The 23,204-nt window shown below is 58.9% G+C and carries 22 protein-coding genes; 11 read left to right on the top strand and 11 right to left on the bottom strand.

Features of this window, described 5'->3' with window-relative positions:
* Positions 1–3: 3 nt before the first annotated feature.
* From DAI21_RS05870 to acpT, 9 genes are read left to right on the top strand one after another with little or no spacing between them, the layout of a single operon-like run.
* Complete coding sequence (locus DAI21_RS05870) at positions 4–426, top strand: thioesterase family protein (RefSeq protein WP_102105299.1); 423 nt, start codon at positions 4–6, stop codon at positions 424–426.
* Positions 423–1,028 carry an outer membrane lipoprotein carrier protein LolA gene (locus DAI21_RS05865; protein ID WP_107702683.1) on the top strand — a complete coding sequence of 202 codons (606 nt, stop codon included), beginning with the start codon at positions 423–425 and terminating at the stop codon, positions 1,026–1,028. The genes DAI21_RS05870 and DAI21_RS05865 overlap by 4 nt, the downstream gene beginning before the upstream one ends.
* Positions 997–3,318, top strand: coding sequence for an MMPL family transporter (locus DAI21_RS05860; protein WP_107702682.1), 2,322 nt, complete (start codon positions 997–999; stop codon positions 3,316–3,318). Before DAI21_RS05865 ends, DAI21_RS05860 begins: the two co-directional genes overlap by 32 nt.
* Complete coding sequence (locus DAI21_RS05855) at positions 3,318–3,899, top strand: DUF3261 domain-containing protein (RefSeq protein WP_107702681.1); 582 nt, start codon at positions 3,318–3,320, stop codon at positions 3,897–3,899. The genes DAI21_RS05860 and DAI21_RS05855 overlap by 1 nt, the downstream gene beginning before the upstream one ends.
* A gap of 1 nt (position 3,900) precedes the next feature.
* Positions 3,901–5,070: a beta-ketoacyl-[acyl-carrier-protein] synthase family protein gene (locus tag DAI21_RS05850; RefSeq protein ID WP_107702680.1), complete on the top strand. Its 1,170-nt coding sequence runs from the start codon at positions 3,901–3,903 to the stop codon at positions 5,068–5,070.
* Complete coding sequence (locus DAI21_RS05845) at positions 5,067–5,540, top strand: 3-hydroxy-fatty acyl-ACP dehydratase (RefSeq protein WP_199908236.1); 474 nt, start codon at positions 5,067–5,069, stop codon at positions 5,538–5,540. Before DAI21_RS05850 ends, DAI21_RS05845 begins: the two co-directional genes overlap by 4 nt.
* A complete protein-coding gene (locus DAI21_RS05840) occupies positions 5,537–6,268 on the top strand; it encodes a 3-ketoacyl-ACP reductase FabG2 (RefSeq protein WP_107702678.1) in 732 nt (243 codons plus the stop codon). Before DAI21_RS05845 ends, DAI21_RS05840 begins: the two co-directional genes overlap by 4 nt.
* Complete coding sequence (locus DAI21_RS05835) at positions 6,265–7,494, top strand: beta-ketoacyl-ACP synthase (RefSeq protein WP_100778525.1); 1,230 nt, start codon at positions 6,265–6,267, stop codon at positions 7,492–7,494. The genes DAI21_RS05840 and DAI21_RS05835 overlap by 4 nt, the downstream gene beginning before the upstream one ends.
* 2 nt (positions 7,495–7,496) lie before the next feature.
* The gene (acpT, locus tag DAI21_RS05830; RefSeq protein ID WP_107702677.1) at positions 7,497–8,096 is read left to right on the top strand and encodes a 4'-phosphopantetheinyl transferase AcpT; all 600 of its coding nucleotides are present in this window, start codon (positions 7,497–7,499) and stop codon (positions 8,094–8,096) included.
* On the opposite strand, the gene arnF is transcribed toward acpT, so the two are convergent.
* The 7 genes from arnF to arnB are packed head-to-tail and all read right to left on the bottom strand — an operon-like array spanning position 8,062 to position 15,437.
* Positions 8,062–8,451 carry a 4-amino-4-deoxy-L-arabinose-phosphoundecaprenol flippase subunit ArnF gene (gene arnF / locus DAI21_RS05825; RefSeq protein WP_107702676.1) on the bottom strand — a complete coding sequence of 130 codons (390 nt, stop codon included), beginning with the start codon at positions 8,449–8,451 and terminating at the stop codon, positions 8,062–8,064. The two genes, acpT and arnF, sit on opposite strands and share 35 nt — an antisense overlap.
* A complete protein-coding gene (gene arnE / locus DAI21_RS05820; protein WP_107702675.1) occupies positions 8,448–8,786 on the bottom strand; it encodes a 4-amino-4-deoxy-L-arabinose-phosphoundecaprenol flippase subunit ArnE in 339 nt (112 codons plus the stop codon). The genes arnF and arnE overlap by 4 nt, the downstream gene beginning before the upstream one ends.
* Entirely contained in the window at positions 8,783–10,438 is a 1,656-nt protein-coding gene (gene arnT, locus DAI21_RS05815) for a lipid IV(A) 4-amino-4-deoxy-L-arabinosyltransferase (RefSeq protein ID WP_107702674.1), read from the bottom strand. Before arnT ends, arnE begins: the two co-directional genes overlap by 4 nt.
* Positions 10,435–11,337, bottom strand: coding sequence for a 4-deoxy-4-formamido-L-arabinose-phosphoundecaprenol deformylase (arnD, locus tag DAI21_RS05810; RefSeq protein WP_107702673.1), 903 nt, complete (start codon positions 11,335–11,337; stop codon positions 10,435–10,437). Before arnD ends, arnT begins: the two co-directional genes overlap by 4 nt.
* Complete coding sequence (gene arnA / locus DAI21_RS05805; protein ID WP_107702672.1) at positions 11,334–13,316, bottom strand: bifunctional UDP-4-amino-4-deoxy-L-arabinose formyltransferase/UDP-glucuronic acid oxidase ArnA; 1,983 nt, start codon at positions 13,314–13,316, stop codon at positions 11,334–11,336. The genes arnD and arnA overlap by 4 nt, the downstream gene beginning before the upstream one ends.
* Positions 13,313–14,296 (bottom strand): undecaprenyl-phosphate 4-deoxy-4-formamido-L-arabinose transferase, encoded by a 984-nt coding sequence (arnC, locus tag DAI21_RS05800; RefSeq protein ID WP_100778518.1) that lies wholly within the window; start codon positions 14,294–14,296, stop codon positions 13,313–13,315. The genes arnA and arnC overlap by 4 nt, the downstream gene beginning before the upstream one ends.
* On the bottom strand, positions 14,289–15,437 hold the full coding sequence (gene arnB, locus DAI21_RS05795) for a UDP-4-amino-4-deoxy-L-arabinose aminotransferase (RefSeq protein WP_107702671.1): 1,149 nt from the start codon (positions 15,435–15,437) through the stop codon (positions 14,289–14,291). The genes arnC and arnB overlap by 8 nt, the downstream gene beginning before the upstream one ends.
* 527 nt (positions 15,438–15,964) lie before the next feature.
* On the opposite strand from arnB, the gene DAI21_RS05790 reads away from it, so the two are divergent.
* On the top strand, positions 15,965–16,759 hold the full coding sequence (locus tag DAI21_RS05790) for an SDR family NAD(P)-dependent oxidoreductase (protein ID WP_100778516.1): 795 nt from the start codon (positions 15,965–15,967) through the stop codon (positions 16,757–16,759).
* Here the strand turns inward: DAI21_RS05790 and DAI21_RS05785 are convergent.
* Positions 16,756–17,283 (bottom strand): C40 family peptidase, encoded by a 528-nt coding sequence (locus tag DAI21_RS05785; protein WP_102105285.1) that lies wholly within the window; start codon positions 17,281–17,283, stop codon positions 16,756–16,758. The two genes, DAI21_RS05790 and DAI21_RS05785, sit on opposite strands and share 4 nt — an antisense overlap.
* A gap of 240 nt (positions 17,284–17,523) precedes the next feature.
* Here DAI21_RS05785 and DAI21_RS05780 point away from each other — a divergent pair, with 240 nt between their 5' ends.
* Positions 17,524–18,183: an HAD family hydrolase gene (locus DAI21_RS05780; protein WP_100780795.1), complete on the top strand. Its 660-nt coding sequence runs from the start codon at positions 17,524–17,526 to the stop codon at positions 18,181–18,183.
* Positions 18,184–18,258: 75 nt separating this feature from the next.
* Here DAI21_RS05780 and DAI21_RS05775 read toward each other — a convergent pair whose 3' ends face one another.
* The 3 genes from DAI21_RS05775 to DAI21_RS05765 form a co-directional block, all read right to left on the bottom strand.
* Entirely contained in the window at positions 18,259–19,284 is a 1,026-nt protein-coding gene (locus DAI21_RS05775; RefSeq protein ID WP_100778514.1) for a TerC/Alx family metal homeostasis membrane protein, read from the bottom strand.
* Between the two features lie 128 nt (positions 19,285–19,412).
* Positions 19,413–21,836 carry a DUF3772 domain-containing protein gene (locus DAI21_RS05770; protein ID WP_107702670.1) on the bottom strand — a complete coding sequence of 808 codons (2,424 nt, stop codon included), beginning with the start codon at positions 21,834–21,836 and terminating at the stop codon, positions 19,413–19,415.
* 142 nt (positions 21,837–21,978) lie between these two features.
* Complete coding sequence (locus tag DAI21_RS05765; RefSeq protein WP_107702669.1) at positions 21,979–23,169, bottom strand: NAD(P)/FAD-dependent oxidoreductase; 1,191 nt, start codon at positions 23,167–23,169, stop codon at positions 21,979–21,981.
* Between the last annotated feature and the right edge of the window lie 35 nt (positions 23,170–23,204).

Below are 23,204 nucleotides of genomic sequence, written 5' to 3'. Positions count from 1 at the left end.
AGGGTGCTGACCGATCCCCGTTTTACGACTGACGTCGAGCTGACCGTCCCTTTCCACGACGTGGATATGATGGGCGTGGTCTGGCACGGTAACTATTTCCGCTACTTTGAGATCGCCCGCGAGGCGCTACTCAACCAGTTTAATTATGGCTATCGGCAGATGAAGGAATCCGGCTACGTCTGGCCGGTGGTCGATACGCGGGTGAAGTACCGCGATGCGGTGAAATTCGAACAGCGCATCCGCGTCCGGGCGCAGATCGAAGAGTTTGAAAACCGCCTGCGTATCGCCTACCAGATTTTCGACGCCGAAACCGGAAAGCGAACCACCACCGGGTACACCATCCAGGTGGCCGTGGAAGAGAGCAGCCAGGAGTTGTGTTTCGTCAGCCCGGCGATTTTGTTTGAACGAATGGGAGTTACGCCATGAAATGGTTGCCATTGCTGGCGCTGCTGGTCAGCCCGCTGGTCAGCGCGGTTACGCTCGATGAACTGCAGCAGCGCTTTACCGAGCAGCCCGTGGTGCGCGCGCATTTCGAGCAGACCCGCACCATCAAAGACCTGCCGCAGCCGTTGCGCTCGCAGGGCGAAATGCTGATCGCCCGCGACGACGGTCTGCTGTGGGATCAGAAAGCCCCGTTCCCGATGACCCTGCTGCTGGACGACAAACGCATGGTGCAGGCGATCAACGGCCAGCCGCCGCAGACGATCACCGCCGAGAACAACCCGCAGATGTTCCAGTTTAACCATCTGCTGCGCGCCCTGTTCCAGGCCGATCGCCACGTGCTGGAAGAGAACTTCCGCATTGATTTTAAGGATCTCGGCGCGGGCCGCTGGTCGCTGGTGCTCACGCCCATCACCACGCCGCTGGACAAGATTTTCGCCACTATGAATCTGGGTGGCGCGACCTATCTGGAGTCGATCCAGCTCAACGACAAGCAGGGCGACCGCACAGATATCGTCCTTTCCCGCCATCAACTGACGCCCGCCAGCCTGACTCATGACGAACGCCAACGCTTTGCCGCACCGTAACACCCGGCGCCCGGCGCTGCTCTGGGGTGTGGTATGCCTGGTTCTGCTGGGCGTCCTGCTGTCGCTGCTGCCCGGCGCGCGACTCAACAGCAGCGTGCTGGCGATGCTGCCCAAGCAGACGCTCGGGGCGATCCCGCCTGCGCTCAACGACGGGTTTATGCAGCGTCTGGACCGTCAGCTGGTGTGGCTGGTCAGCCCCGGTAAAACGCCGGACCCGCGCGTGGCTCAGCGGTGGTTAACCCTGCTGCAAAAATCGGACGCCCTCAGCCAGGTCAAAGGTCCGATGGATGCCAACAGCCAAAAAGCCTGGGGCGAATTTTTCTGGCAGCACCGTAACGGCCTGCTCGACAGCGCCACCCGCGCCCGCCTGCAAAACGGCGGTGAGGCACAGGCCCAGTGGATCTTATCTCAGCTGTACTCGGCCTTCTCCGGCGTCAGCGGCAAAGAGCTGCAAAACGACCCGCTGATGCTGATGCGCGGTTCGCAGCTGGCGCTGGCGCAAAACAGCCAAAAACTGCGGCTAATGGACGGCTGGCTGGTGACCCAGGACGCCGCCGGAAACTACTGGTATCTGCTGCACGGCGAGCTGGCGGGGGACTCGTTCGATATGCAGCAAACGCACCGTCTGGTGACAACGCTACAGGGTCTGGAAAGTGAGCTTAAAACGGCTTTCCCGCAGGCTCAGCTGTTATCGCGCGGCACCGTGTTTTACAGCGACTACGCCAGCCAGCAGGCAAAACAGGATATTTCGACTCTCGGCGTCGCCACCCTTCTGGGGGTGATTTTACTGATTGTGGCGGTGTTCCGCTCCCTGCGCCCGCTGCTGTTATGCCTGATTTCCATCGGCATCGGCGCGCTGGCCGGAACCGTCGCCACGCTGACAATCTTTGGCGAATTGCATCTGATGACGCTGGTGATGAGCATGAGCATCATCGGGATTTCAGCGGATTACACGCTTTATTACCTGACCGAACGGATGGTCCACGGCGCGCAGGATTCGCCGTGGCAAAGCCTGGCGAAAGTGCGTAACGCCCTGCTGCTGGCCCTGCTGACCACCGTGGCGGCTTACTTCATCATGATGCTCGCCCCGTTCCCTGGCATTCGTCAGATGGCGGTGTTTGCCGCCGTGGGGCTGAGCGCCTCCTGCCTGACAGTGATTTTCTGGCATCCGTGGCTGTGCCGTGGGCTGCCTGTTCGCCCGGTGCCAGCGATGGTGCTGATGCTGCGCTGGCTGGCCGCCTGGCGGCGCAACAAGGCGCTCTCCGTCGGGCTGCCGCTGGTGCTGGCCGTGGTCTCCGTGGTCGGGATCGCCAGCCTGCGGGTGGATGACGATATCGCCCAGCTCCAGGCGCTGCCGAAAGCGATTCTGGCGCAGGAAAAAACCATTACCGCCCTCACCGGGCAGAGCGTCGATCAGAAGTGGTTTGTGGTCTACGGTGATTCCGCCCAGCAAACGCTGGAGCGGCTGGAAGCCTTCACCCCTGCGCTGTCACAGGTGCAAAAAGCCGGTGAAATAAAAGCGTTCCGCACCCTTCCCCTGAACTCGCTGACGCGGCAGAAAAGTGATTTGGCCTTGCTGCACAAGGCCGCGCCGGCAGTGACGAAAGTCTTACAAGACGCGGGGCTGACGAGCGTATCACCCGATCTGAACGCCATGCCCGTGACCACAGACGCCTGGCTCGCCAGCCCGGCGAGTGAAGGCTGGCGTCTGCTGTGGCTGACGCTGCCCGACGGTCACAGCGGCGTGCTGGTGCCGGTCGACGGCGTGAAAAACAGCGCAGCGCTGAGTCAACTGGCGGCAGCGCATCCGGGTGTGGCGTGGGTGGATCGCAAAGCGAGCTTCGACAGCCTGTTTTCCCTGTACCGCAACGTGCTGACGGGCCTGCTGTTGGTCGCGCTGGCGGTGATCGCCTGCGGGGCGATGGTGCGTCTCGGCTGGCGTAAGGGGCTGATAAGCCTGGTGCCATCGGTGCTGTCGCTCGGCTGTGGTCTGGCAGCGCTGGCGGTAACCGGCCATCCGGTGAATCTGTTTTCGCTGCTGGCCCTCGTGCTGGTGCTGGGGATTGGCATTAACTACACCCTGTTCTTCAGCAATCCGCGCGGTACACCGCTTACTTCCATGCTGGCGATTACGCTGGCGATGATGACCACCTTACTGACCCTCGGCATGTTGGTCTTTAGCGCCACGCAGGCGATCAGCAGCTTCGGCATTGTGCTGGTCAGCGGTATTTTCACCGCCTTCCTGCTGGCTCCGCTGGCGATGCCAGCTAAAAGAGAGAGAAAACGATGATGATCCCGTTTGGTCGCGCGCTCGCCCTGATGGCGACTCTGCTGCTGGCAGGCTGTAGCCACTCCACGCAAAACAGTGACGGCACGCGCCCGCAGGCCTGGTTGCAGCCGGGTACCAAGGTGACGCTGCCTGCACCGGGGATTTCTCCGGCGGTCAATTCTCAGCAATTGCTGACCGGCAGCTTCAACGGCCAGACGCAATCGCTGCTGGTGATGCTCAACGCCGACGCGGATAAAATCACGCTGGCCGGGCTGTCGTCGGTGGGGATCCGCCTGTTTCTCGCCACCTATGACAAGACAGGTATTCACACCGAGCAGTCGATTATCGTGCCGCAACTGCCGCCCGCCAGTCAGGTACTGGCCGATGTGATGCTCAGCCACTGGCCGATCGGCGCCTGGTTGCCGCAGCTGCCGAAGGGCTGGACGCTGACGGATAAAGGCGATCGCCGCGAGCTGCGCAACGCCAGCGGTACGCTGGTAACCGAGATTGTCTATCTGCAGCGCAAAGGCAAACGCGAGCCGATCAGCATCCAACAGCACGTCTTTAACTACCACATCACCATTCAATATCTGGGTGACTAAGATGATCTATATTTCTGCCGTGGGCATGGTGAATGCGCTGGGTAATTCGGCCAACGAGATCGCCGAAAACCTGGCGCGTGGCGTCGCACCGGGCATGCACAGCCGCGCAGGCTGGCTTCAGGGCGGTGAGGAGATCGTGCTCGGCGGCGTCGAGGGCGAACTGCCGCCGATTCCGGATCACGCCGCCGCTCACCGCACGCGCAATAATCAGCTGCTGCTGGCTGCGCTGGCGCAGATCCAGCCCGCCGTTGACGAGGCGATTGCCCGTTTCGGCCACGACCGCGTGGCCGTGGTACTCGGCACCAGCACCTCGGGGCTGGATGAGGGCGATGAGCACGTGCGTCTGTCCCTGAACGGCGAAGCGAGTACGCGCTGGCAGTACCCGCAGCAGGAGCTGGGCGATCCGTCGCGCTTTCTCGCCAACTGGCTGAAGCTCGAAGGCCCGGCGTTTACGCTCTCTACAGCCTGTTCCTCAAGCGCGCGCGCAATCATCAGCGGCCGTCGTCTGATTGACGCCGGGCTGGCGGATATCGCCATCGTTGGTGGTGCGGATACGCTGAGCCGGATGCCGGTCAACGGATTCCACAGCCTCGAATCCCTCTCCACCACGTTGTGCGAGCCGTTTGGCCGCGACCGTCGCGGGATCACCATCGGCGAAGGCGCGGCGCTGATGATTCTGACCCGCGAACCGCAGCCCGTCGCGCTGCTGGGCACCGGCGAATCAAGCGATGCCTACCACATCTCCGCCCCCCATCCGCAGGGCGAAGGGGCGATTCGCGCCATCACCCAGGCGCTTAACGAAGCGGGCCTGAAGCCGGATGAGATTGGCTATATCAACCTGCACGGCACGGCGACGCCGCTGAACGACCAGATTGAGTCGCAGGTGGTACATGACCTCTTCGGCGAGGCGGTTCCATGCAGTTCAACCAAATATTTGACCGGCCACACGCTGGGCGCGGCGGGCATTACGGAAGCCGCGCTTAGCTGGCTGCTCCTGACCCGCGATCTGCCGCTGCCGGCGCAGGATTTTACCCGCTACGCACCCGATCCGAGCCTGCCGCCCTGCGGCGTGCTGCATCAGCCCGTCGCGCTGGAAAAACCGGTGATTTTGTCTAATTCGTTCGCGTTTGGCGGCAACAACGCCAGCATTTTGCTGGGGAGAGTATCATGAGTTATTTATCGCCCGTGGAGTATTTGCCCCACGATGCACCGATGCTGCTGCTGGAAACGGTGGAAAACGTCACGGACGAGAGCGCCGCGTGTGGCGTGCGTGTCAGCCCTCAGAGCGTGCTGGCACCGTTTCTCACTGCCGATGGGGATCTACCCGGCTGGTATGCCCTTGAGCTGATGGCGCAGACCGTCGGCGTCTGGTCCGGCTGGCATCGCCACCAGCAGGGGCAAAGCAGTATCGCGCTGGGTATGGTGCTGGGCGCGCGTGAGCTGGTGTGCGCCGAAGGGCGCTTCCCGGCGGGTTCCGCGCTGACAATCAGTGTGAAGCTGCTGATGCAGGACGAACGTTTTGGCAGCTTCGAATGCACCATTGCCGCAGACGGCACCACGCTGGCAACAGGCCGCGTCAATACCTTCCAGCCGAGCGCGGAAGAGTTAACTTCGCTTTTTAATCAGGAATCATCCACATGAATCGTTCCGTTCTGGTCACCGGAGCCAGCAAAGGCATCGGACGCGCTATCGCCCGACAACTCGCCGCTGACGGGTTTATCGTGGGCGTGCATTATCACCGCGACGCCGAGGGCGCGCAGCAGACGCTGGAGTCTATCCAGCAGGCAGGCGGCCAGGGCCGTTTGCTCTCTTTTGACGTCGGCAATCGCGAGCAGTGCCGCGAGGTGCTGGAGCAGCAGATCGAGACCCACGGCGCGTGGTATGGCGTGGTCAGCAACGCCGGTATCACCCGCGACGGCGCGTTCCCCGCCCTCAGCGAGAATGACTGGGACAGCGTGATCCACACTAATCTCGACAGTTTTTATAACGTCATTCACCCGTGCATCATGCCGATGATTGGCCTGCGCAAAGGCGGGCGGATTATCACGCTCTCCTCCGTATCAGGCGTGATGGGCAACCGTGGACAGGTAAACTACAGCGCGGCAAAAGCCGGAATCATCGGCGCCACCAAAGCGCTGGCGATTGAGCTGGCAAAGCGCAAAATCACCGTCAACTGTATGGCACCGGGGTTGATTGACACCGGAATGATCGAAATGGAAGAGGCCGCCCTGAAAGAGGCGATGTCCATCATCCCAATGAAACGTATGGGGCAGGCTGACGAAGTGGCTGGCCTGGCCAGTTACCTGATGTCAGATATTGCGGGCTATGTGACCCGCCAGGTCATTTCCATTAACGGAGGAATGCTATGACACGTCGCGTGGTCATTACAGGCATGGGCGGCGTCACCGCCTTTGGAGAGGACTGGCAGTCGGTTTCGGCGGGACTTCTTGCCGGTGAAAATGCGGTGCGCAAAATGCCCGAGTGGCAGGTCTATGACGGGCTGCACACCCTGCTTGGCGCACCGATTGATGATTTCACCCTGCCGGAGCATTACACCCGCAAACGCATCCGCGCGATGGGCCGTGTGTCGCTGTTGTCGACGCGCGCCACCGAAAAAGCGCTGGAGCAGGCCGGGCTGATTGGCGAAGCGGTACTGACTAACGGCGAGACCGGGATCGCTTACGGCTCGTCCACCGGCAGTACCGGCCCGGTAAGCGAATTCGCCACCATGCTGACGGAAAAGCATACCAACAACATCACCGGCACGACCTATGTGCAGATGATGCCGCACACCACGGCGGTCAACACCGGTCTGTTCTTCGGCCTGCGCGGGCGCGTGATTCCGACCTCCAGCGCCTGCACTTCCGGCAGCCAGGCGATTGGCTATGCGTGGGAAGCCATTCGCCACGGTTATCAGACGGTGATGGTCGCGGGCGGCGCGGAAGAGCTTTGCCCGTCAGAAGCGGCGGTGTTTGATACCCTGTTTGCCACCAGCCAGCGCAACGATGCGCCGAAAACTACCCCGTCTCCGTTCGATAAACAGCGCGACGGTCTGGTGATTGGCGAAGGCGCAGGCACGCTGATTCTGGAAGAGCTGGAGCACGCCAAAGCACGCGGCGCGACTATCTACGGGGAGATCGTCGGCTTCGCCACCAACTGCGACGCCGCCCACATCACCCAGCCGCAGCGTGAAACCATGCAAATTTGCATGGAAAAGTCGCTGAAAATGGCGGGACTGAGCGCGATGGATATGGGGTACATCTCCGCCCACGGTACGGCGACGGATCGCGGTGATATGGCTGAAAGCCTGGCGACGGCGGCGATCTATGGCGATAACGTGCCGATTTCGTCGTTAAAAAGCTATTTCGGTCATACGCTCGGTGCCTGCGGCGCGCTGGAGGCGTGGATGAGCCTGCAAATGATGCGCGAAGGCTGGTTCGCCCCGACCCTCAATTTAAGACAACCGGATGAGCAATGCGGTGCTTTAGATTATATTATGGGGGAAGCCCGCCGGATTGATTGTGAATATCTGCAAAGCAATAACTTCGCATTTGGCGGCATCAATACTTCGATCATCATCAAACGCTGGGCGTGACTATGTACCAGTTTGTACTGGGAAAAATTTCCACTCTTAACGCTGATCCCTATGCATCAGCGCTGGCAGACAGGGCGCCCGAAGGTGCCCGACGCGCCCGCTGGTTAGCGGGCCGGACGCTGCTCACCCGCGCGTTATCGCCCGCCCCGTTGCCGGAAATCGTCTTTGGCGAACAGGGAAAACCGGCGTTTGTGGGCGATCATCCCCTGTGGTTTAACCTGAGCCACAGCGGCGATGATATTGCCCTGCTGTTGAGCGATGAAGGCGAAGTGGGGTGCGATATCGAAGTGATTCGCCCGCGTGATAACTGGCAGGCGCTGGCCAACGCCGTGTTCAGCGTGGCCGAACATCATGAGCTGGAGCGCGAAACGCCCGAGGAAAAACTGCAGGCATTCTGGCGCATCTGGACGCGCAAAGAAGCGATCGTTAAACAACGCGGCGGCAGTGCCTGGCAAATCGTCAGCATCGACAGCGCGGCAAAGCAGCCGCACTCCGTGAGTCAGCTTCAGTTTGGGTCCCTGAGTCTGGCGGTCTGTACGCCAACGCCTTTTACGCTGACACCTGAATCTATTTCGCCTTTTGCACCACTGGCCAAAAAATGACCAACACCCCTGCAATAATCAGCCCAACACCCGCCAGCCCGGTCCAGGAGAACGTATCATTCCAGCCGGGTAGCACGATAGCGGCAATCCACACCAGAATGTAGCTCAGGCTGAGCAGCGCATAGGCCTTGCTCAGCGCCATGCGGTGCAGCGCCAGATACCAACAGCCCATCGACGCGACATAACCGCTTAAGCCCAGCAGCAACATGCCGCTGCCGGGGGCAAAGTGCTGAAATGCCCTAAGCAATGCGATCGGCTCAGCGACCGGCGGCAAAGCCATCATCGCCGAGCGCAGCAGGAGTTGCGCCCCGCTCACCAGCACGACGCTGCACAGCGCCCAGAATGCCCCCTTCACAGGCTACCTCCCAGCAGCACAATGCCGGCCATGATCAGCCCCACGCCCAGCCAGTGATGGAACGCGATCTTCTCGCGCCAGAACGCTTTCGCTGCCAGCGTCACCCAGACAAAATTCAGGCTCAGCATTGGGTAGGCAATCCCTACCGGCAAACGCTGGAGCACCATCAGCCACAGCACCATGCCGACGCCCAGTGCCAGCAGCGCCAGGCCGAGCCAGAAGACGATATGCCTCCCTCGCCCGCCGTCTTTTGCCGGGCGCGTGGCCTGTTTCTGGCAGAGTTGGCCCGCGCAGCTCAGCAGGCTTGCCAGTCCCAGCCAGATCCAGACCGTCATTGCGGGAGATACTGCAGGTAAGCCAGACGTCCCTGAATATAGAGACTGTCCGGTTTCGGCAGATCGGCGCGCGCGAGGTCATCGTTTTTCGACAGCAGAATCACCAGCGAAATTTTCCCCTGCGCGCGATGTTCCGCCAGCCAGCGACGGAAATCATCTTTGCCCACGTAGCGTCCTTGCACGTCAGGATAATCCAGGCCGTATTTCAGCTCGCCACTCTGACCAAACATGATGATATCGCTGCGTTTCAGGTCCCACGCCAGCCCGGAGGCAATGCCGACGTTGTTCGCCAGCACAAAGCGGCTCTCCGTTAACGGTTGTCGCACGGTCTCCACCAGCGACTGCGGCTGCTTGGAATCCACCACCCGATTCGGCACCACAAACCCGAGCAACAGTCCCAGCCCCAGCGGACAGAGCGCCGCCAGCCACCAGCGCTGCTGCGCCCGGCGTAGCGTCCACAAACCGACCAGCGCCCAGACCAGAAATGCCACTACCGCGCAGAAGACTTTGTACAGCTCGACGGAAGTCCAGACCGGATGTCTGGTCGGTCCCCACGGCGAAACGATCAGCGCCGCGACGACGCCCAGCACGCCAAACGCCAGGTTGATGATCGCGTTGACGCGCAGGACCTTGACCCCGTTTCCGACAAGCGACCAGGCATAGCGCGCCATCAGCATTGCCAGCGGCGCGAAGCACGGCAGAATGTAGGTCGGCAGTTTGCCTTTCGCGATACTGAAAAACAGCAGCGGCATCACCACCCAGCCTAACAAATAGAACCCACCGCGCGCCTCTTTCACATCACGCCAGCCGAGGCGCAATGCGCCGGGCAACAGCGCCAGCCACGGTAAGCTCCCGGCCATCAGGAACGGCAGGTAGTACCAGAACGGGGCTTTGTGTTGGGCGTCGCTGCTGGCGAAACGCTGGACATGCTCGACCCAGAAGAAGTAGCGCCAGAAATCCGGCTCGCGATGGGCAATCGCCAGCGCCCACGGCAGGACGATCGCTACGCAGCTCAGAACCGCCAGCCAACCGTACAACAGCACCTCTTTCCAGCGTTTCTGCACGACGACCCACGGCAGCACGGCGACAACCGGCACCGCCAGCGCCAGAAAACCTTTGGTCATCACCCCCATGCCGCAGGCCAGCCCCAGCAGCAGGTAACCGCCGATTTTGCCTGCGCGGGTATTCGCCTGCGCCGCCATCCAGAAGCTGCACATCGCGGCGACCAGCCAAAGGGTGATCATCGGGTCCAGCACCGCGTACGAGCCTACGCCGTAGACCAGCAGCAGAGTCAGGAAGATCACACCCGAGGTCAGCGCCACGCGTTTATCGCGCCACATCCGCCAGGCCAGCCAGATAACCAGAAGCGCGGTCAGCCCCGTAGAGAAGATCGCCCCGGCGCGCACGGCAAAGTTCGAGTCGCCAAACAGCATCTGACCGAGACTGTTTATCCAGTACCCGGCAATCGGTTTTTCAAAGTAACGCAGCCCCAGGAAATGCGGCACCACCCAGTTTCCAGTGGCCAGCATTTCACGGCTGATCTCCGCATAGCGCGTCTCATCCGGCTGCCAGAGCAGACGAATATCGACGGGCAGAAGATAGTAAAGCGCAAAAAGAACGAAAAGAGCGACACTAAAACGCGCAGATTTCATGGCGCTGGGCTCACGGTTTGTTGATAACCAAGCCAGCCTTCGCGGCCAGCCAATTCATCACGGACGATTTTCCCGACGGGCAAGGTGCTGAGATCGTCAGGTAACATCTCGCTTAACGGGCAAAACTGAATGCCTTCCTGGGCGGCCAGTTGCAGCAGCGCGGCGAAATCCTGCTGATACGCAATCCCTTCCACTTCGGCGTGAATGGTATAGACCGGCGTGCCGGTATCGCGATGGATGCAGTCGAGAATAAAACGGTTAAAATTCTCCGCCGTGACTTCCCGCCCGACCACTTCATCCCAGGTCGGAAGCGTCACCGGGATTTGCACGGTGCCGAGCCGGGTCTCGCCGAGCTGCGGTAAAAACGGCCCACTGCCCCGGCAGTCGCTGTTATAGCGAAATGAAAACGGCTCTTTGGCTCGCACCACACGCTGATCTGCGCGCCAGCCCGCCACCGCAGAACAGTGAACCGGCTGGCCGAGGATCGCTTCCAGCTCCATTAGACCACGCTCCACTTCGCGGGTCAGACGGGGAATTTTCCACACGCCACTCCAGGCCTGCCAGGCGTGATGATCCCAGGCGTGTAACCCCACCTCATGGCTCAGTGCAGCGGCGCGGATCACCTCTTCGTTCCCCGCACCAATGCGCTTGCCAGGCCAGGCGGTGCCCGCCAGCAGAATATCCCAGCCGTAGAGGGAAGCCGCGCGTGAACGCAGCATTTTCATCAGAAAGGTCGGTTTAAACAGGCGCCACAGATGACGCCCCATGTTGTCAGGCCCGACGCTGAAGAAAAAGCTGGCGCGCACCTTGTGCTCGCTCAGCAGCTCCAGCAGTCGTGGCACACCGTCGCGGGTGCCACGAAAGGTATCGACATCAATGCGTAAACCGACTTTTTTCATGATGCCTGTTCCGACAGCTCCACGGTGCGCAGGAAGAAATCGAGGGTTTCATCAATGGTCTGAACCATATCCACCGTCGGCGTCCAGTTCAGGCAGCGCTTCGCATTGCGGATGCTCGGCTTACGGTGCTCAACGTCCTGATACCCTTTGCCATAATAGCTGCTGCTTTCCACTTCGCTGAAACCGGCGAAGGGCGGGAAGCGGTCGCGCAGCGGGTGGCGTTCGAAGCTTGCAAGCAGCATTTCGGCCAGTTCGCGGATGCTCGCTTCGTTCTCCGGGTTGCCGATATTGATAATTTCCCCATCGCAAAGTCCGTCTTTGTTCTCGATGATGCGGAACAGCGCTTCGATGCCATCGCTGATATCGGTGAAGCAACGTTTCTGTTTGCCGCCTTCGATCAGCTTAATCGGCGAACCTTCCACCAGATTGAGGATCAGTTGGGTGATGGCGCGAGAGCTGCCAATGCGCGCCGCGTTCAGGTTATCGAGGCGCGGCCCCATCCAGTTAAACGGACGGAACAGGGTGAAGCGCAGATTCTCTTTTTCGCCATAGGCCCAGATCACACGGTCCAGCAGCTGTTTTGAGACGGAGTAAATCCAGCGCTGTTTGTTGATCGGCCCCACCACCAGGTTCGAGGTATCTTCGTCGAACACGCTATCGGTGCACATGCCGTACACTTCCGAGGTGGACGGGAAGATGATGCGCTTGTTGTACTTCACGCAGTCGCGGATGATCTTGAGGTTCTCTTCAAAATCGAGTTCAAAGACACGCAGCGGATTACGGGTATATTCGATTGGCGTAGCGATGGCCACCAGCGGCAGCACCACGTCACATTTCTTGATGTGGTATTCGATCCACTCGGAGTGAATGCTGATATCCCCTTCCACGAAATGGAAGCGCGGGCAGTCGAGGAAACGGCTGATCGCATCCGAGCCAATATCGAGACCATAAATTTCGTAGTTGTCGTCTTTCAGCAGACGTTCGGTCAGATGGTTACCGATAAAACCGTTCACGCCGAGGATCAGCACGCGGGTACGACGCTTCACGGCAACATACGGCGCGCTGGTCACCAGTGCCCCATTCACCAGCCCTAAGGACTGCGCCAGCTGCGTGCCCGGCATATATACGCCGTTCTCCGTCTGGCCGGTGACAATCTCCAGCGCCTGTTCACCGCAGGCGATAATCAGCGGGGAAGCCGAAATGACCGTCCCCGGTCTGGCCGCCGGAATGTCCGCGCGCACGCGGGATTTCCAGACGATAAATTTACTCGCCCCCACATAAGCCACGGCACCCGGCCACGGGTCAGTCACCGCGCGCACCAGGTTGTGCAGCTGTGCTGCCGGTCTGGTCCAGTCGAGACGCCCGTCTTCCGGGGTACGACGGCCATAACAGGTGGCTTCACTGTGATTCTGTTCGGTCTCTTTGAGAATGCCCTGACGCAGCGCAGGCAGTGCATCATTCAACAGCGTCTGTGCCGCCCTACAGAGTTTATGATGCAGGGTCAGCGCCGTGTCATCCGCTTCAATGCTCACGCGCTGCTGGGCGGCAATCGCCCCGGCATCCGCGCGCTTCACCATGCGGTGCAGCGTCACGCCCGTTTCCGTTTCGCCGTTCACCAGCACCCAGTTCAGCGGCGCACGACCGCGATATTTTGGCAGCAGGGAACCGTGCAGATTGTATGCCCCGACGGTCGCGGCGCTGAGGATCTCATCGCACAGCAGGTTGCGGTAGTAGAAAGAGAAAATCACATCAGGCGCGAGCTTCTGAATACGGTCCACCCACAGCGGATGGTTTACGTCATCGGGAGCATACACCGGGATTTCACGTTCGGCGGCGATACGTGCCACAGAGCTAAAGAAGTGGTTCTCGCCTGCGGTATCCGGGTGAGTGAAAATCGCGGCGATGTCATAACCCGCTTCCAGAAGGGCTAATGTCCCCGTACATCCCATATCGTGATAGGCAAAAACAACGGCTTTCATGGGTGATTTCCTTCCTGAGAGGAGGTGTGTTCCTGACGAACAACACGTTGAATAAAGTAGCGCGGACGTGCGCGGACATCGTTATAGATTCGGCCGATGTACTCACCGAGTAACCCCATGCCGACAAACTGCGCGCCGATAAACATGAACAGTACGGCGAAGAGCATAAAGACCCCTTCCGCGGCCCACTGCGGCCCATAGGCCAGACGCAGCACAACCAGCAGAACGGAGAGCGCAAAGCCCATCAGCGCAATGATGCTGCCGAAGACGCTGAGCAGACGCAGCGGCGTGGTGGTCAGGCAGGTGATCAGGTCGTACATCAGATTGATCAGGCGCATGAAGCTGTATTTGGATTCCCCGTGCTCGCGCTCGGCGTGCAGCACAGGGATCTCCGTGGCTTTGCGCGCAAAGGTATTGGCGAGAATCGGAATGAACGTGCTGCGCTCGTGGCAGTGCAGCATTGCATCGACAATGTGGCGACGGTAGGCGCGAAGCATGCAGCCGTAATCGCCCATCGCTTTGCCCGTGGTGCGCTGGATCAGGCGGTTGATGGTGCGTGAGGCCAGCTTGCGGAATACGCTGTCCTGGCGGTTCTGGCGCACCGTCCCGACCACGTCATAACCTTCGTCAGCGGTCGCCACCAGACGCGGGATCTCCTCCGGCGGGTTCTGCAGATCGGCGTCGAGGGTGATGATCAGATCGCCCGTCACGTGGCTGAAACCGGCCATGATCGCCGAATGTTGCCCGTAGTTGCGGTTCAGTAGCACCGCGACGATAGGGCTGCCGTCAGCCTGCGCGGCGTCGGTGAGCATCATCGCGGAGTCGTCACTGCTGCCGTCATCGACCAGCAGGATTTCATACTCCTTGCCCAGGGTGTCGCAGGCGGCTGTGGTGCGGCGAATCAGCTCCGGCAGACTCTCCTGCTCGTTATAAACCGGGATCACCACCGAGACTTTTTTTACAGGCGGTGTGCTAAACATGTCCATGTCCTGCAAGCTGATGGAGCGCGGCAATGACGCGGGTTGTGTCGTCATGAGTCATATCCGGGAAAAGAGGGAGTGAACAGATACGCGCGCTGTTCCATTCAGTGTTCGGTAAGGACACATCCGGGAAGCGCTCGCGGTAGTATTTTTGCGTGTGGGCGGCGCGAAAATGGAGACCAGTGCCGATGCCCTGAGCTTTCAGGGCTTCCATCAGCGCGTCGCGGGTAATGCCACATTTGGCTTCGTCCACGCGAATGATGAACAGATGCCAGGCGTGCAGATGCGGCCAGGCGGGTACGCTCAGAGGCATGAACGGCGTGTCGGCAAGTTCCAGCAAATAGCGGCTGGCGATCTCCGCGCGACGGTGGTTGGCATTGCCCAGTTTACCGAGCTGCACCAGGGCCAGCGCGGCGTTGATATCCGCGAGGTTGTATTTAAACCCCGGAGAGATCACTTCCGCCTGCGGCGCGCGGCCAAGCGTCTGACGGTCGAACGCATCAACGCCAAGACCGTGGAATTTGAGGCTGCGAATGCGCTGCGCCAGCTGTTCGTCATCCGTCACCACTAACCCGCCTTCTGCGCAGGTCATATTTTTGATGGCGTGGAAGGAGAAGATCGCCGTCCCCTGCCAGCCGACGTGATGGCCTTTGTAGTAAGTTCCGGCGGCGTGGGCGGCATCTTCGATCACCGGAATCCCGTAGCGCTCGCCAAGGGTGTGGATGGCGTCAATGTCCGCCGGGGCGCCGGCATAATGCACCGGGATAATGGCTTTGGTGCGCGGCGTGATGGCCGCTTCGATCGCATCCGGCGTGACCATCAGGTTATCGCGATCGACGTCGATCATCACCGGCGTGGCGCCCAACAGCACGATCATATTCAGCGTCGACACCCAGGTCATGGACGGGGTGATCACTTCATCGCCGGGACCAATACCCAGCGCCATCAGCGTGACGTGCATTCCGCCCGTGGCTGAGCTAACGGCAATCGCGTGACGGTTTCCTGTCAGGGTGCAAAATACCTCTTCCAGCGCCTGGTTTTTTGGCCCGGTGGTGATCCAGCCCGACGCCAGAACATCCTGCAGGGCTGCTATTTCTTCCGCACCCATCGACGGGCGTGAAAAAGGCAGAAAATCACTCATTATTAATTTCCTTGCGGTATTAAAGGCATCATCAACTGACTGTCTTTACAGGCAACTCACCGAAATAGTGCGGGATGTTTTTTAAATAAAGTTGAAATAAAATCCAGTCGGACCTTCATTAATGTCAACAAAGCCTCAACTAACCCCAAAGTAACGTTCTTTTATTAGGAAAAAATTAAGAGAGGAATAATAAAAAAAGGATTACAAGCGAAGGGATCACATAAAATAACTTCAATAACATAACGTTACACAGCAGGTCATTGAGAATTAATTATGTGAACCTGCTCACGCCATGTTAAAGATATATTTCAGTACGCGACGAAGAGAAATAGTAAACGAATGCTTAACCAAAGCGAAAAAGGGCGTTTTCTTTAATTAAAAGGATAAATTCCGGGGAACTTTTCTTTGCAGCGCATTGTCGCTTCTATTTAATATTAACGGCCAAAACTGCGCGTGTTTGAAATCCCGCTTCTCTCTAAACTGCTACGCTTTATGGTCTGAACTTTTATCATCATAAGGAACAGACCATGAAAATCGATCTGACGGGGAAAGTCGCACTGGTCACCGCTTCAACGGGCGGGATTGGGCTTGCCATCGCTCGCGGACTGGCGGAGAGCGGTGCCGAAGTGATCATTAACGGGCGCAGCGCGGAATCGGTCAATAACGGTATTCAGCAGCTTCAGCAGGCGGTGCCTGGCGTGCAGGTGCGGGCGACAATCGCCGATCTCAGCACATCTGAAGGCGTGGAATCGGTGCTGAAGGTGGCGTCGAACGTCGATATCCTGGTGAACAACGCCGGGGTTTACGGGCCGGAAGATTTTTACGCCACCGACGATGACACCTGGAATCGCTACTGGCAGACCAACGTGATGTCCGGCGTGCGTCTGTCGCGCGCCCTGCTGCCGGGCATGGTGCAAAAAGGCTGGGGTCGGGTGGTGTTTATCTCGTCCGAATCGGCCTGCAACATTCCTGCGGATATGATCCACTACGGCGTGACGAAGACCGCGCAGCTGTCGCTGGCGCGCGGCCTGGCGAAATTCGTGGCGGGTAGCGGCGTGACCGTGAACAGCGTCCTGCCGGGGCCGACGATGTCCGATGGGTTTGCGGCGATGATGAAAGATGAAATGGAGAAAACCGGCAAACCGCTTGAGCAGCTGGCGAAAGAGTTTGTCATGGCCAATCGCCCAACGTCGGTGATTCAGCGCGCATCGACTGTGGAAGAGGTCGCCAATATGGTGGTTTATGTCTGTTCCACCCAGGCGTCCGCCACCTCCGGCGCTGCACTGCGCGTGGATGGCGGCGTCGTGGACGATATTATTTAGGCATCACTGCCCGTCACCCGGCGGGCGGTAATAAAGTGCGTCTGCCAGTAGCGGTTCGCCAGGGTTGAAACCGTCACCCCCGCGCTGGTTGAGGCATGGATAAATTGCTGATCGCCGATATACACACCGACGTGACGGCGGTGCGGACCCGTCTGGAAGAAAATCAGATCCCCGGCTTTGAGGCGATATTCCGCCACCTGCACGCCACGGTTGATCTGTTCGCCTGTGGTACGCGGCAGCGAGAGGTCAGCGGCATCGCTAAACAGATGTTGCATCAGCGCCGAGCAGTCAACGCCGTGATGCGTAGACCCACCCCAGAGGTAGCGCGTCCCTTTCCATTTTTGGTATTGCGTCAACATACGGCCACGCAGCGGGTCAGTATCCTGATGCTCAAGCGACGTTTTTGCCGGTGAAAACGACAGCTCATGTTGTTGCGATAACATCGAGGCAGGCAGTTCAAAACTCATTGCGGAAAACGAAGCAACACTTAACAGCAGGGTTGAAATTAGCAGTCTAAACATCATAAAGGTTCTAAGAAGTGAGTGAATTCTTCCTTACGCGTGAGGGGGCAATGTTCCCTCGAATCAGCTTTCGAGGTGGCGATAATATAGGCAGCTCACTTTTCATCCAATCACAGCGAGGTCCAAAAACGGACTTTGCCGCCGGGTCGCAACTTTGTGAAAAAAAAGTACGTGATTGCGGGACTGTGAAGGTAAAGCAGGTAAACTAATGTGCAGAATGTGTATTTCAGCAAAGACCTATTTATGACCAATATGATTGCCGATGAGGCAGTGGCAAAATCCAGCGTGCTTTCCGTTTTCGACTTTGACGGAACGCTGACGCATCACGACAGCTTTATCCCCTTTCTGCGCTTTGCCTTTGGTAAACGCTACTTTGCCGGGCGTCTGGTGCGTATGGCGCTGCCCACCATCAACTGCGTACGCCGTAAACTGACGCGCGACGAGCTGAAAGAGGTGCTGGTGAGGACGTTCCTGACGGGCGTGGACGAGCACTGGCTGCGCCAGCAGGCCGAGCTGTTTTGCGAGAAATACTGGAGCAAGCTGATGCGCCCGGCAGGCGTGATGGCCGTGGCGGCGGAGGTCAACTCCGGCGCGGAAGTGACGATCTGTTCAGCCTCTCCGGCGCTGGTATTGCAGCCCTGGGCCGATAAGCTCGGCATTAAACTGATTGGCACGCAGCTGGAAGTGGTGGACGGGAAACTGACCGGCCGCATCACCGGGCATAACTGTCGCTGCGCGCAGAAAGTGGCGCGGCTGGAGAGGGTTTACGGCAATCTGAACGATTACCACCTGCGCGCCTGGGGCGATACGCGTGGCGATCATGAACTGCTGGCCGCAGCGCAGGACCCGCACTGGCGGCATTTCCATCCGCCAAGAGCGCGACGTCATTCGCCTATTAAATAAATGCAAAACGGCAACCCAGGGTTGCCGTTTTTGTTTTTGTCCCCTCACACTAGGGAGAGAGCCGGGATAAGGGCGTCAGGCCGCTCGTTTCCCGGGGAACACCACGCTCGCAATGATCCCTAACGCCAGCACGCCCAACACCACAAACAGGCTCATGTTCGCGGTGATGTTATAGCCGTGATGCCAGAAGTGGTCGGTCGCATTTAGCCCCAGCTTGAAGGCCACGAAGAACAGCAGCAGCACCACCGATTTCTCCAGATGGACCAGATACTGTTTCATCGCTTCCAGCACGAAATAGAGCGTACGCAGGCCGAGGATCGCAAACATCATGGCGCTGTAAATAATCAGCGGTTCACGGCTGACGGCGATAATCGCGGGCACGGAGTCGAAGGCAAACATCACGTCCGACAGCTCCACCACCGCCACACACAGCAGCAGCGGCGTGGCGTAGCGCTTCGCTTTCTTCACGCGGCCCACCATCACATCCTGGTTTTCCGGTTTTTCCAGCTCGGCGTCCACCTCTTTCTGAGTCAGCAGAAACGCGTTGCTGCTGATCTTCGGCCAGACCGGATAAAAGCGTTTCACCAGCCGATAGGCCAGATGGTGAGAATAGTCCTCGACCTCGTCGCTCTCTTCGTTACGACGGAGCATCATCAGCGCGGTCCAGCCGACCACCAGCGCAAAAATCACTTCGACGTATGGCCCAAGGCTCAACAGGCTGGTGCCGATCGCCACGAAAATCCCACGGAAGACAATCGCCCCGAGCACGCCCCAGTAGAGCACGCGGTGACGGTATTTATCCGGTACACCGAACCAGGCGAAAATCGCCATCATCACGAACAGGTTATCGACGGACAGCACCTCTTCCAGCGCATAACCCGTGAGGAACAGGCTCGCCATTTCGGCGCCGTGGTGAACGTACAGGAACCCGGCAAACGCCATTGCTAACATGAGCCAGAAAATGGACCACATTACGGCGCTTTTCAGCGAGACCGGTTTGTCGTGGCGATGCATGAAGAGATCGATAAACATCGCCCCCACCGCCATCACTACGAATACAACAACGGTTTCCGTCGGGAAACCGAGATGAGCAGATGTCATTACACAACCCTTTTTAAGAACAAAACACACACCATGCAGAATTCAAAAAACAGACAAAATGAAAAGTGGGCCGTTGCCAGCCCTGAAGAAGTTTATCACCGTCAGGCTGCGACGGGATAAATGAGAATTTACGCCTCTTCCACTGGCGTGATTTTATGTGGTTGCTCCAGCACCATCGTTTGAGTCTGGCTCAGACTAATGCCCGCCGCACGCAGCATTTTGAGGATCTCATACAGCAAATCGCTGCGCGTAGAGCTGACCATACGCGGACTGTTTACATACCCGGTCACGCTGAGCACAATCCCGTTCGGCCCCAGTTCCTTGAAACTGACCGACGGCGCGGGCGCTTCCAGAATCGACTCATGCAGGGTATAGGCATCCAGCAGCAAATTGCGCACCTGTTCCGGATCGATATCCAGCGGGAAGGTCAGCGTGATAGTCGCCACGCCCTGCGCATTGCCCATGGTAGCGTTACGCACGTTCTGGGAAATCAGCTGCGAGTTCGGCACGATCACCGTTGATTTATCGCCGAGCTGAATCTCTGTCGCACGAACGTTGATGCGGCGAATATCCCCTTCGACGCCGCTGATACTCACCAGATCCCCCACTTTCACCGGACGTTCTGTCAGCAGAATCAGACCGGAGATAAAGTTCTTCACAATCTCCTGCAGGCCAAAACCGATACCGACCGACAGGGCGCTGACGATCCACGCCAGACGGTTCCACTCAATGCCGAGCATCGAGAGGGTGAGCATAATGAGGAGCACGTAGCCGACGTTGGTAAAGAGCGTCACCAGCGAGGCGCGAAGCCCTCTGTCCATCGTGGTTTTTGGCAGGAAATCGTGATCCAGCCAGCGGCGCGAGGAGCGCAGGATATACCACCCGACCACCAGGCACACCACGGCATTGACCGCATGCGCCGGGATAATATTCATGCTCTCGAGGCCCTTACCGCCCCAGATATCCGCGATTTTGCTCACTAATTCGAGCGGCGTGGTGGTGCCAAAAGTGCCGTTCAGCAGCGCCACGACGGCCATCAGCAGCAGCATGGTTTTACCCAGCGCAGAAAACAGCGTGGAGGCCAGCGACAGATGGCGCTCATTGAGGCTGAGGGTACTTTGTAAAATCTTGCCGCTGTGGGTCGTGGGCGAGAACACGGCCTCGCACAAATCCACCACGAAATGAATCAGCAGGTACAGGCAGCTGACCACCAGGCCAATCCACAGCAGTTCGAAGGTGACAAATCGCGCCAGCGGGATGTAACCGATCAGCAGGGCAATCAGAATGACAAACGCCGTCAGACTGATCACCAGGTGGATCAGCCCCGCCATCGTCGAGCGCGCCTCGGTTTGCTCACCTTCGGCACGCATTTTACGGCGCATACGGTTAACGCGGATGGGGGCGATCAGGCAGTTGAGCGCCACCAGCAGTGCTGACAAGCCGTTGCCGAACAGCGTTGCATCAATGCTCGACCCGACCAGCCCGTTCAGCTGCTCGATAATGCCGAAGATAAAGATAAACGCCGCCAGCAGGATCGGGAACGAGGCGAGCGTTTTCGCCAGCGAGTCAGCGATGCCCGGCAGACGCCACGACGGATGGCTGTTCGACAGCAGCGCGACACCCAGCCCGGCAATCACCGCCGAGAAATAGGTCAGCTCAACCAGTTGATCGGCAAAATCCAGCACCAGACGGGACGTGTCTGGCAAACGTGTGAAGATATAGCACAGCAGCTGCATGCTGATGCCGAGCGTCACCGTGGTGCTCAGCGTCGTGAAACAGGCCAGGAAGCTGCGGCGAAAACGTCCCTGCGGCAGCCAGCGCGGCAAGATCCAGTTCATCGGTTTGTCCAGCGCCTTGCGCCCGAACAGGCCGATGACCAGCGCTAACAGCAGATAGAAGCCAGAACCGATATACCAGTCTTCGCTCCAGGCCTGATCCCAGGCATCGCCGATCTGCGAGCCGAATTCGTCAAACCGCTGCGTGTCTTTTTCGTTAGGAGAAATCAGAGGCGACCAGAATTTCTCACCCAAAATGCTGCCGGTATTCAGGGCGATCTGCGTTTTCAGCGCATCACGGCGCAGCCCGTAGATTTGGCTGGAGAGATTCTGGGCGTTAACGGCGATGGCTTTGATCTGTTCAATCTGGGTCGTTAGCAGCGTTTTCCTGTTATTAAGCTGCTTACGCTGGCCAACCACCTGCGCCGTTTCGGTAACGGTGCCCGGAGCGGGCGCCGGGCCGAGTACGTCGAGCTGCGCCTGAATCTGCGTCAGCTGCGGCGCAAGGATAACGGCCAGTTTGTTCGCGTCTTCGGCAAGCTTTAGGGCATCGTCATTCAGGGCGGTGAATTTTTTGTCGGTTTTAACCGCAGAGACCTGCTGCTTGAGGGTATCCAGGCGCTTTTGGAGCGCAGGCAGCGCCGTGCTGACGTTGACCTTTACAGGCTGCTCCGCCTCGGTTTGCGTTGGCGCGTCGTCTGCATGAGAGAACAAGGGCGTCAGTATCAGACACGACAACAATGCCAGTAGCAGCGGCATTCTTAACATTTTTTGCATAGTGTGGTGAGATCCGCGAAATCGAAAAATGAACGACCAACAACAGATCCCTAAGGATACCTGCTAATTGCAGGAAGAGTAGCGGGAAAGTCCGTATTCTCTCGATATCAGCCCGAATGGCTTCGGGCTTTTTCAGTGCCGCTTATTCCGCCAGTGCCTGCGCACAGGCCCAGGCGCTCGCCCAGGCCCACTGGAAGTTATATCCGCCCAGCCAGCCTGTCACGTCCATTACTTCACCAATAAAATAGAGCCCAGGGACGTTACGGGCCTCCATCGTACGGGACGAGAGTTCATCCGTGTCCACGCCGCCAAGCGTCACTTCCGCCGTGCGATAGCCTTCGGTGCCGTTTGGCTGAACGCGCCAGTGGGTCAGCGTCTCGACCAGCGCCTGCTGATCGCGCACGTTGAGCTGCTTGAGGGTGACGTCCGGGATCTGCCCCAGCAGTTGCAGGCACTCAATCAGACGCTTCGGCAGCTGCATCGCCAGCGTGTTTTTCAGGCTTTGATTCGGATGCGCGGCGCGTTGTTCATCGAGGAACGCCGCCAGATCGCAGTCCGGGACTAAATTCACCGTCACAAATTCCCCCGGCTGCCAGTAGCTGGAGATTTGCAGCACGGCCGGGCCTGACAGGCCACGGTGCGTGAACAGCAGGTTTTCGCGGAAAAGGGTGCCGTCTTCGGCGGTAATGGTCGATGCCACCGACACGCCGGAAAGCGTCTGAAGCTGCTCCAGCAGCGGTTTGTGCAGGGTGAACGGCACCAGACCGGCGCGGGTCGGCAGGACTTTCAGACCAAACTGTTCGGCGATTTTATAGCCGAACGGCGTTGCGCCAAGCCCCGGCATCGACAGACCACCGCTGGCAATCACCAGTTTGTCCGCGCTGACCGTGTCACCGTTCAGTTCAAGCGTGTAGCCGCTGTCGTCACGCGAGACGCTCAGCACCTCGGTACGCAGGCGTGTGGTCACACCGCCCTTCTCGCATTCAGCCACCAGCATATCGACAATCTGCTGCGCGGAGTCATCGCAAAACAGCTGACCGAGCGTCTTTTCGTGCCACGCAATGCCGTGTTTACCGACCAGATCGATAAAGTCCCACTGGGTATAGCGCGCCAGAGCAGATTTGCAAAAATGACGGTTTTGACTCAAATACGCGGCGGGTTCGACATATAAATTAGTAAAGTTACAGCGACCCCCGCCAGACATCAGGATCTTGCGGCCGGGTTTCTTGCCATTATCGAGCAACAGCACACGACGACCCGCCTGTCCGGCCATGGCCGCACAGAACATTCCCGCCGCACCGGCGCCAATAATTACGGCATCAAACCTTTCCACGTCGAAATCCTCTTGTTTAACAGGCTCGAATTGTA

Origin of the sequence: Lelliottia sp. WB101 (assembly GCF_003051885.1) — a bacterium.
Classification (GTDB): domain Bacteria; phylum Pseudomonadota; class Gammaproteobacteria; order Enterobacterales; family Enterobacteriaceae; genus Enterobacter; species Enterobacter nimipressuralis.
Note: the sequence above shows the minus strand (reverse complement) of the source record. Positions and strands in the feature narration are given on the sequence as shown.

What these genes read in the sequence shown, in the direction of transcription:
- arnE (WP_107702675.1), bottom strand. Translation starts at nt 8,786, where the DNA reads ATGACGGTCTGGATCTGGCTGGGACTGGCAAGCCTGCTGAGCTGCGCG.
- DAI21_RS05860 (WP_107702682.1), top strand. Translation starts at nt 997, where the DNA reads ATGACGAACGCCAACGCTTTGCCGCACCGTAACACCCGGCGCCCGGCG.
- arnT (WP_107702674.1), bottom strand. Translation starts at nt 10,438, where the DNA reads ATGAAATCTGCGCGTTTTAGTGTCGCTCTTTTCGTTCTTTTTGCGCTT.
- DAI21_RS05775 (WP_100778514.1), bottom strand. Translation starts at nt 19,284, where the DNA reads ATGACATCTGCTCATCTCGGTTTCCCGACGGAAACCGTTGTTGTATTC.
- arnA (WP_107702672.1), bottom strand. Translation starts at nt 13,316, where the DNA reads ATGAAAGCCGTTGTTTTTGCCTATCACGATATGGGATGTACGGGGACA.
- acpT (WP_107702677.1), top strand. Translation starts at nt 7,497, where the DNA reads ATGTACCAGTTTGTACTGGGAAAAATTTCCACTCTTAACGCTGATCCC.
- arnC (WP_100778518.1), bottom strand. Translation starts at nt 14,296, where the DNA reads ATGTTTAGCACACCGCCTGTAAAAAAAGTCTCGGTGGTGATCCCGGTT.
- DAI21_RS05840 (WP_107702678.1), top strand. Translation starts at nt 5,537, where the DNA reads ATGAATCGTTCCGTTCTGGTCACCGGAGCCAGCAAAGGCATCGGACGC.
- DAI21_RS05785 (WP_102105285.1), bottom strand. Translation starts at nt 17,283, where the DNA reads ATGATGTTTAGACTGCTAATTTCAACCCTGCTGTTAAGTGTTGCTTCG.
- DAI21_RS05855 (WP_107702681.1), top strand. Translation starts at nt 3,318, where the DNA reads ATGATCCCGTTTGGTCGCGCGCTCGCCCTGATGGCGACTCTGCTGCTG.
- arnD (WP_107702673.1), bottom strand. Translation starts at nt 11,337, where the DNA reads ATGAAAAAAGTCGGTTTACGCATTGATGTCGATACCTTTCGTGGCACC.
- DAI21_RS05835 (WP_100778525.1), top strand. Translation starts at nt 6,265, where the DNA reads ATGACACGTCGCGTGGTCATTACAGGCATGGGCGGCGTCACCGCCTTT.
- DAI21_RS05790 (WP_100778516.1), top strand. Translation starts at nt 15,965, where the DNA reads ATGAAAATCGATCTGACGGGGAAAGTCGCACTGGTCACCGCTTCAACG.
- DAI21_RS05770 (WP_107702670.1), bottom strand. Translation starts at nt 21,836, where the DNA reads ATGCAAAAAATGTTAAGAATGCCGCTGCTACTGGCATTGTTGTCGTGT.
- DAI21_RS05780 (WP_100780795.1), top strand. Translation starts at nt 17,524, where the DNA reads ATGACCAATATGATTGCCGATGAGGCAGTGGCAAAATCCAGCGTGCTT.
- DAI21_RS05845 (WP_199908236.1), top strand. Translation starts at nt 5,067, where the DNA reads ATGAGTTATTTATCGCCCGTGGAGTATTTGCCCCACGATGCACCGATG.
- arnB (WP_107702671.1), bottom strand. Translation starts at nt 15,437, where the DNA reads ATGAGTGATTTTCTGCCTTTTTCACGCCCGTCGATGGGTGCGGAAGAA.
- DAI21_RS05865 (WP_107702683.1), top strand. Translation starts at nt 423, where the DNA reads ATGAAATGGTTGCCATTGCTGGCGCTGCTGGTCAGCCCGCTGGTCAGC.
- DAI21_RS05850 (WP_107702680.1), top strand. Translation starts at nt 3,901, where the DNA reads ATGATCTATATTTCTGCCGTGGGCATGGTGAATGCGCTGGGTAATTCG.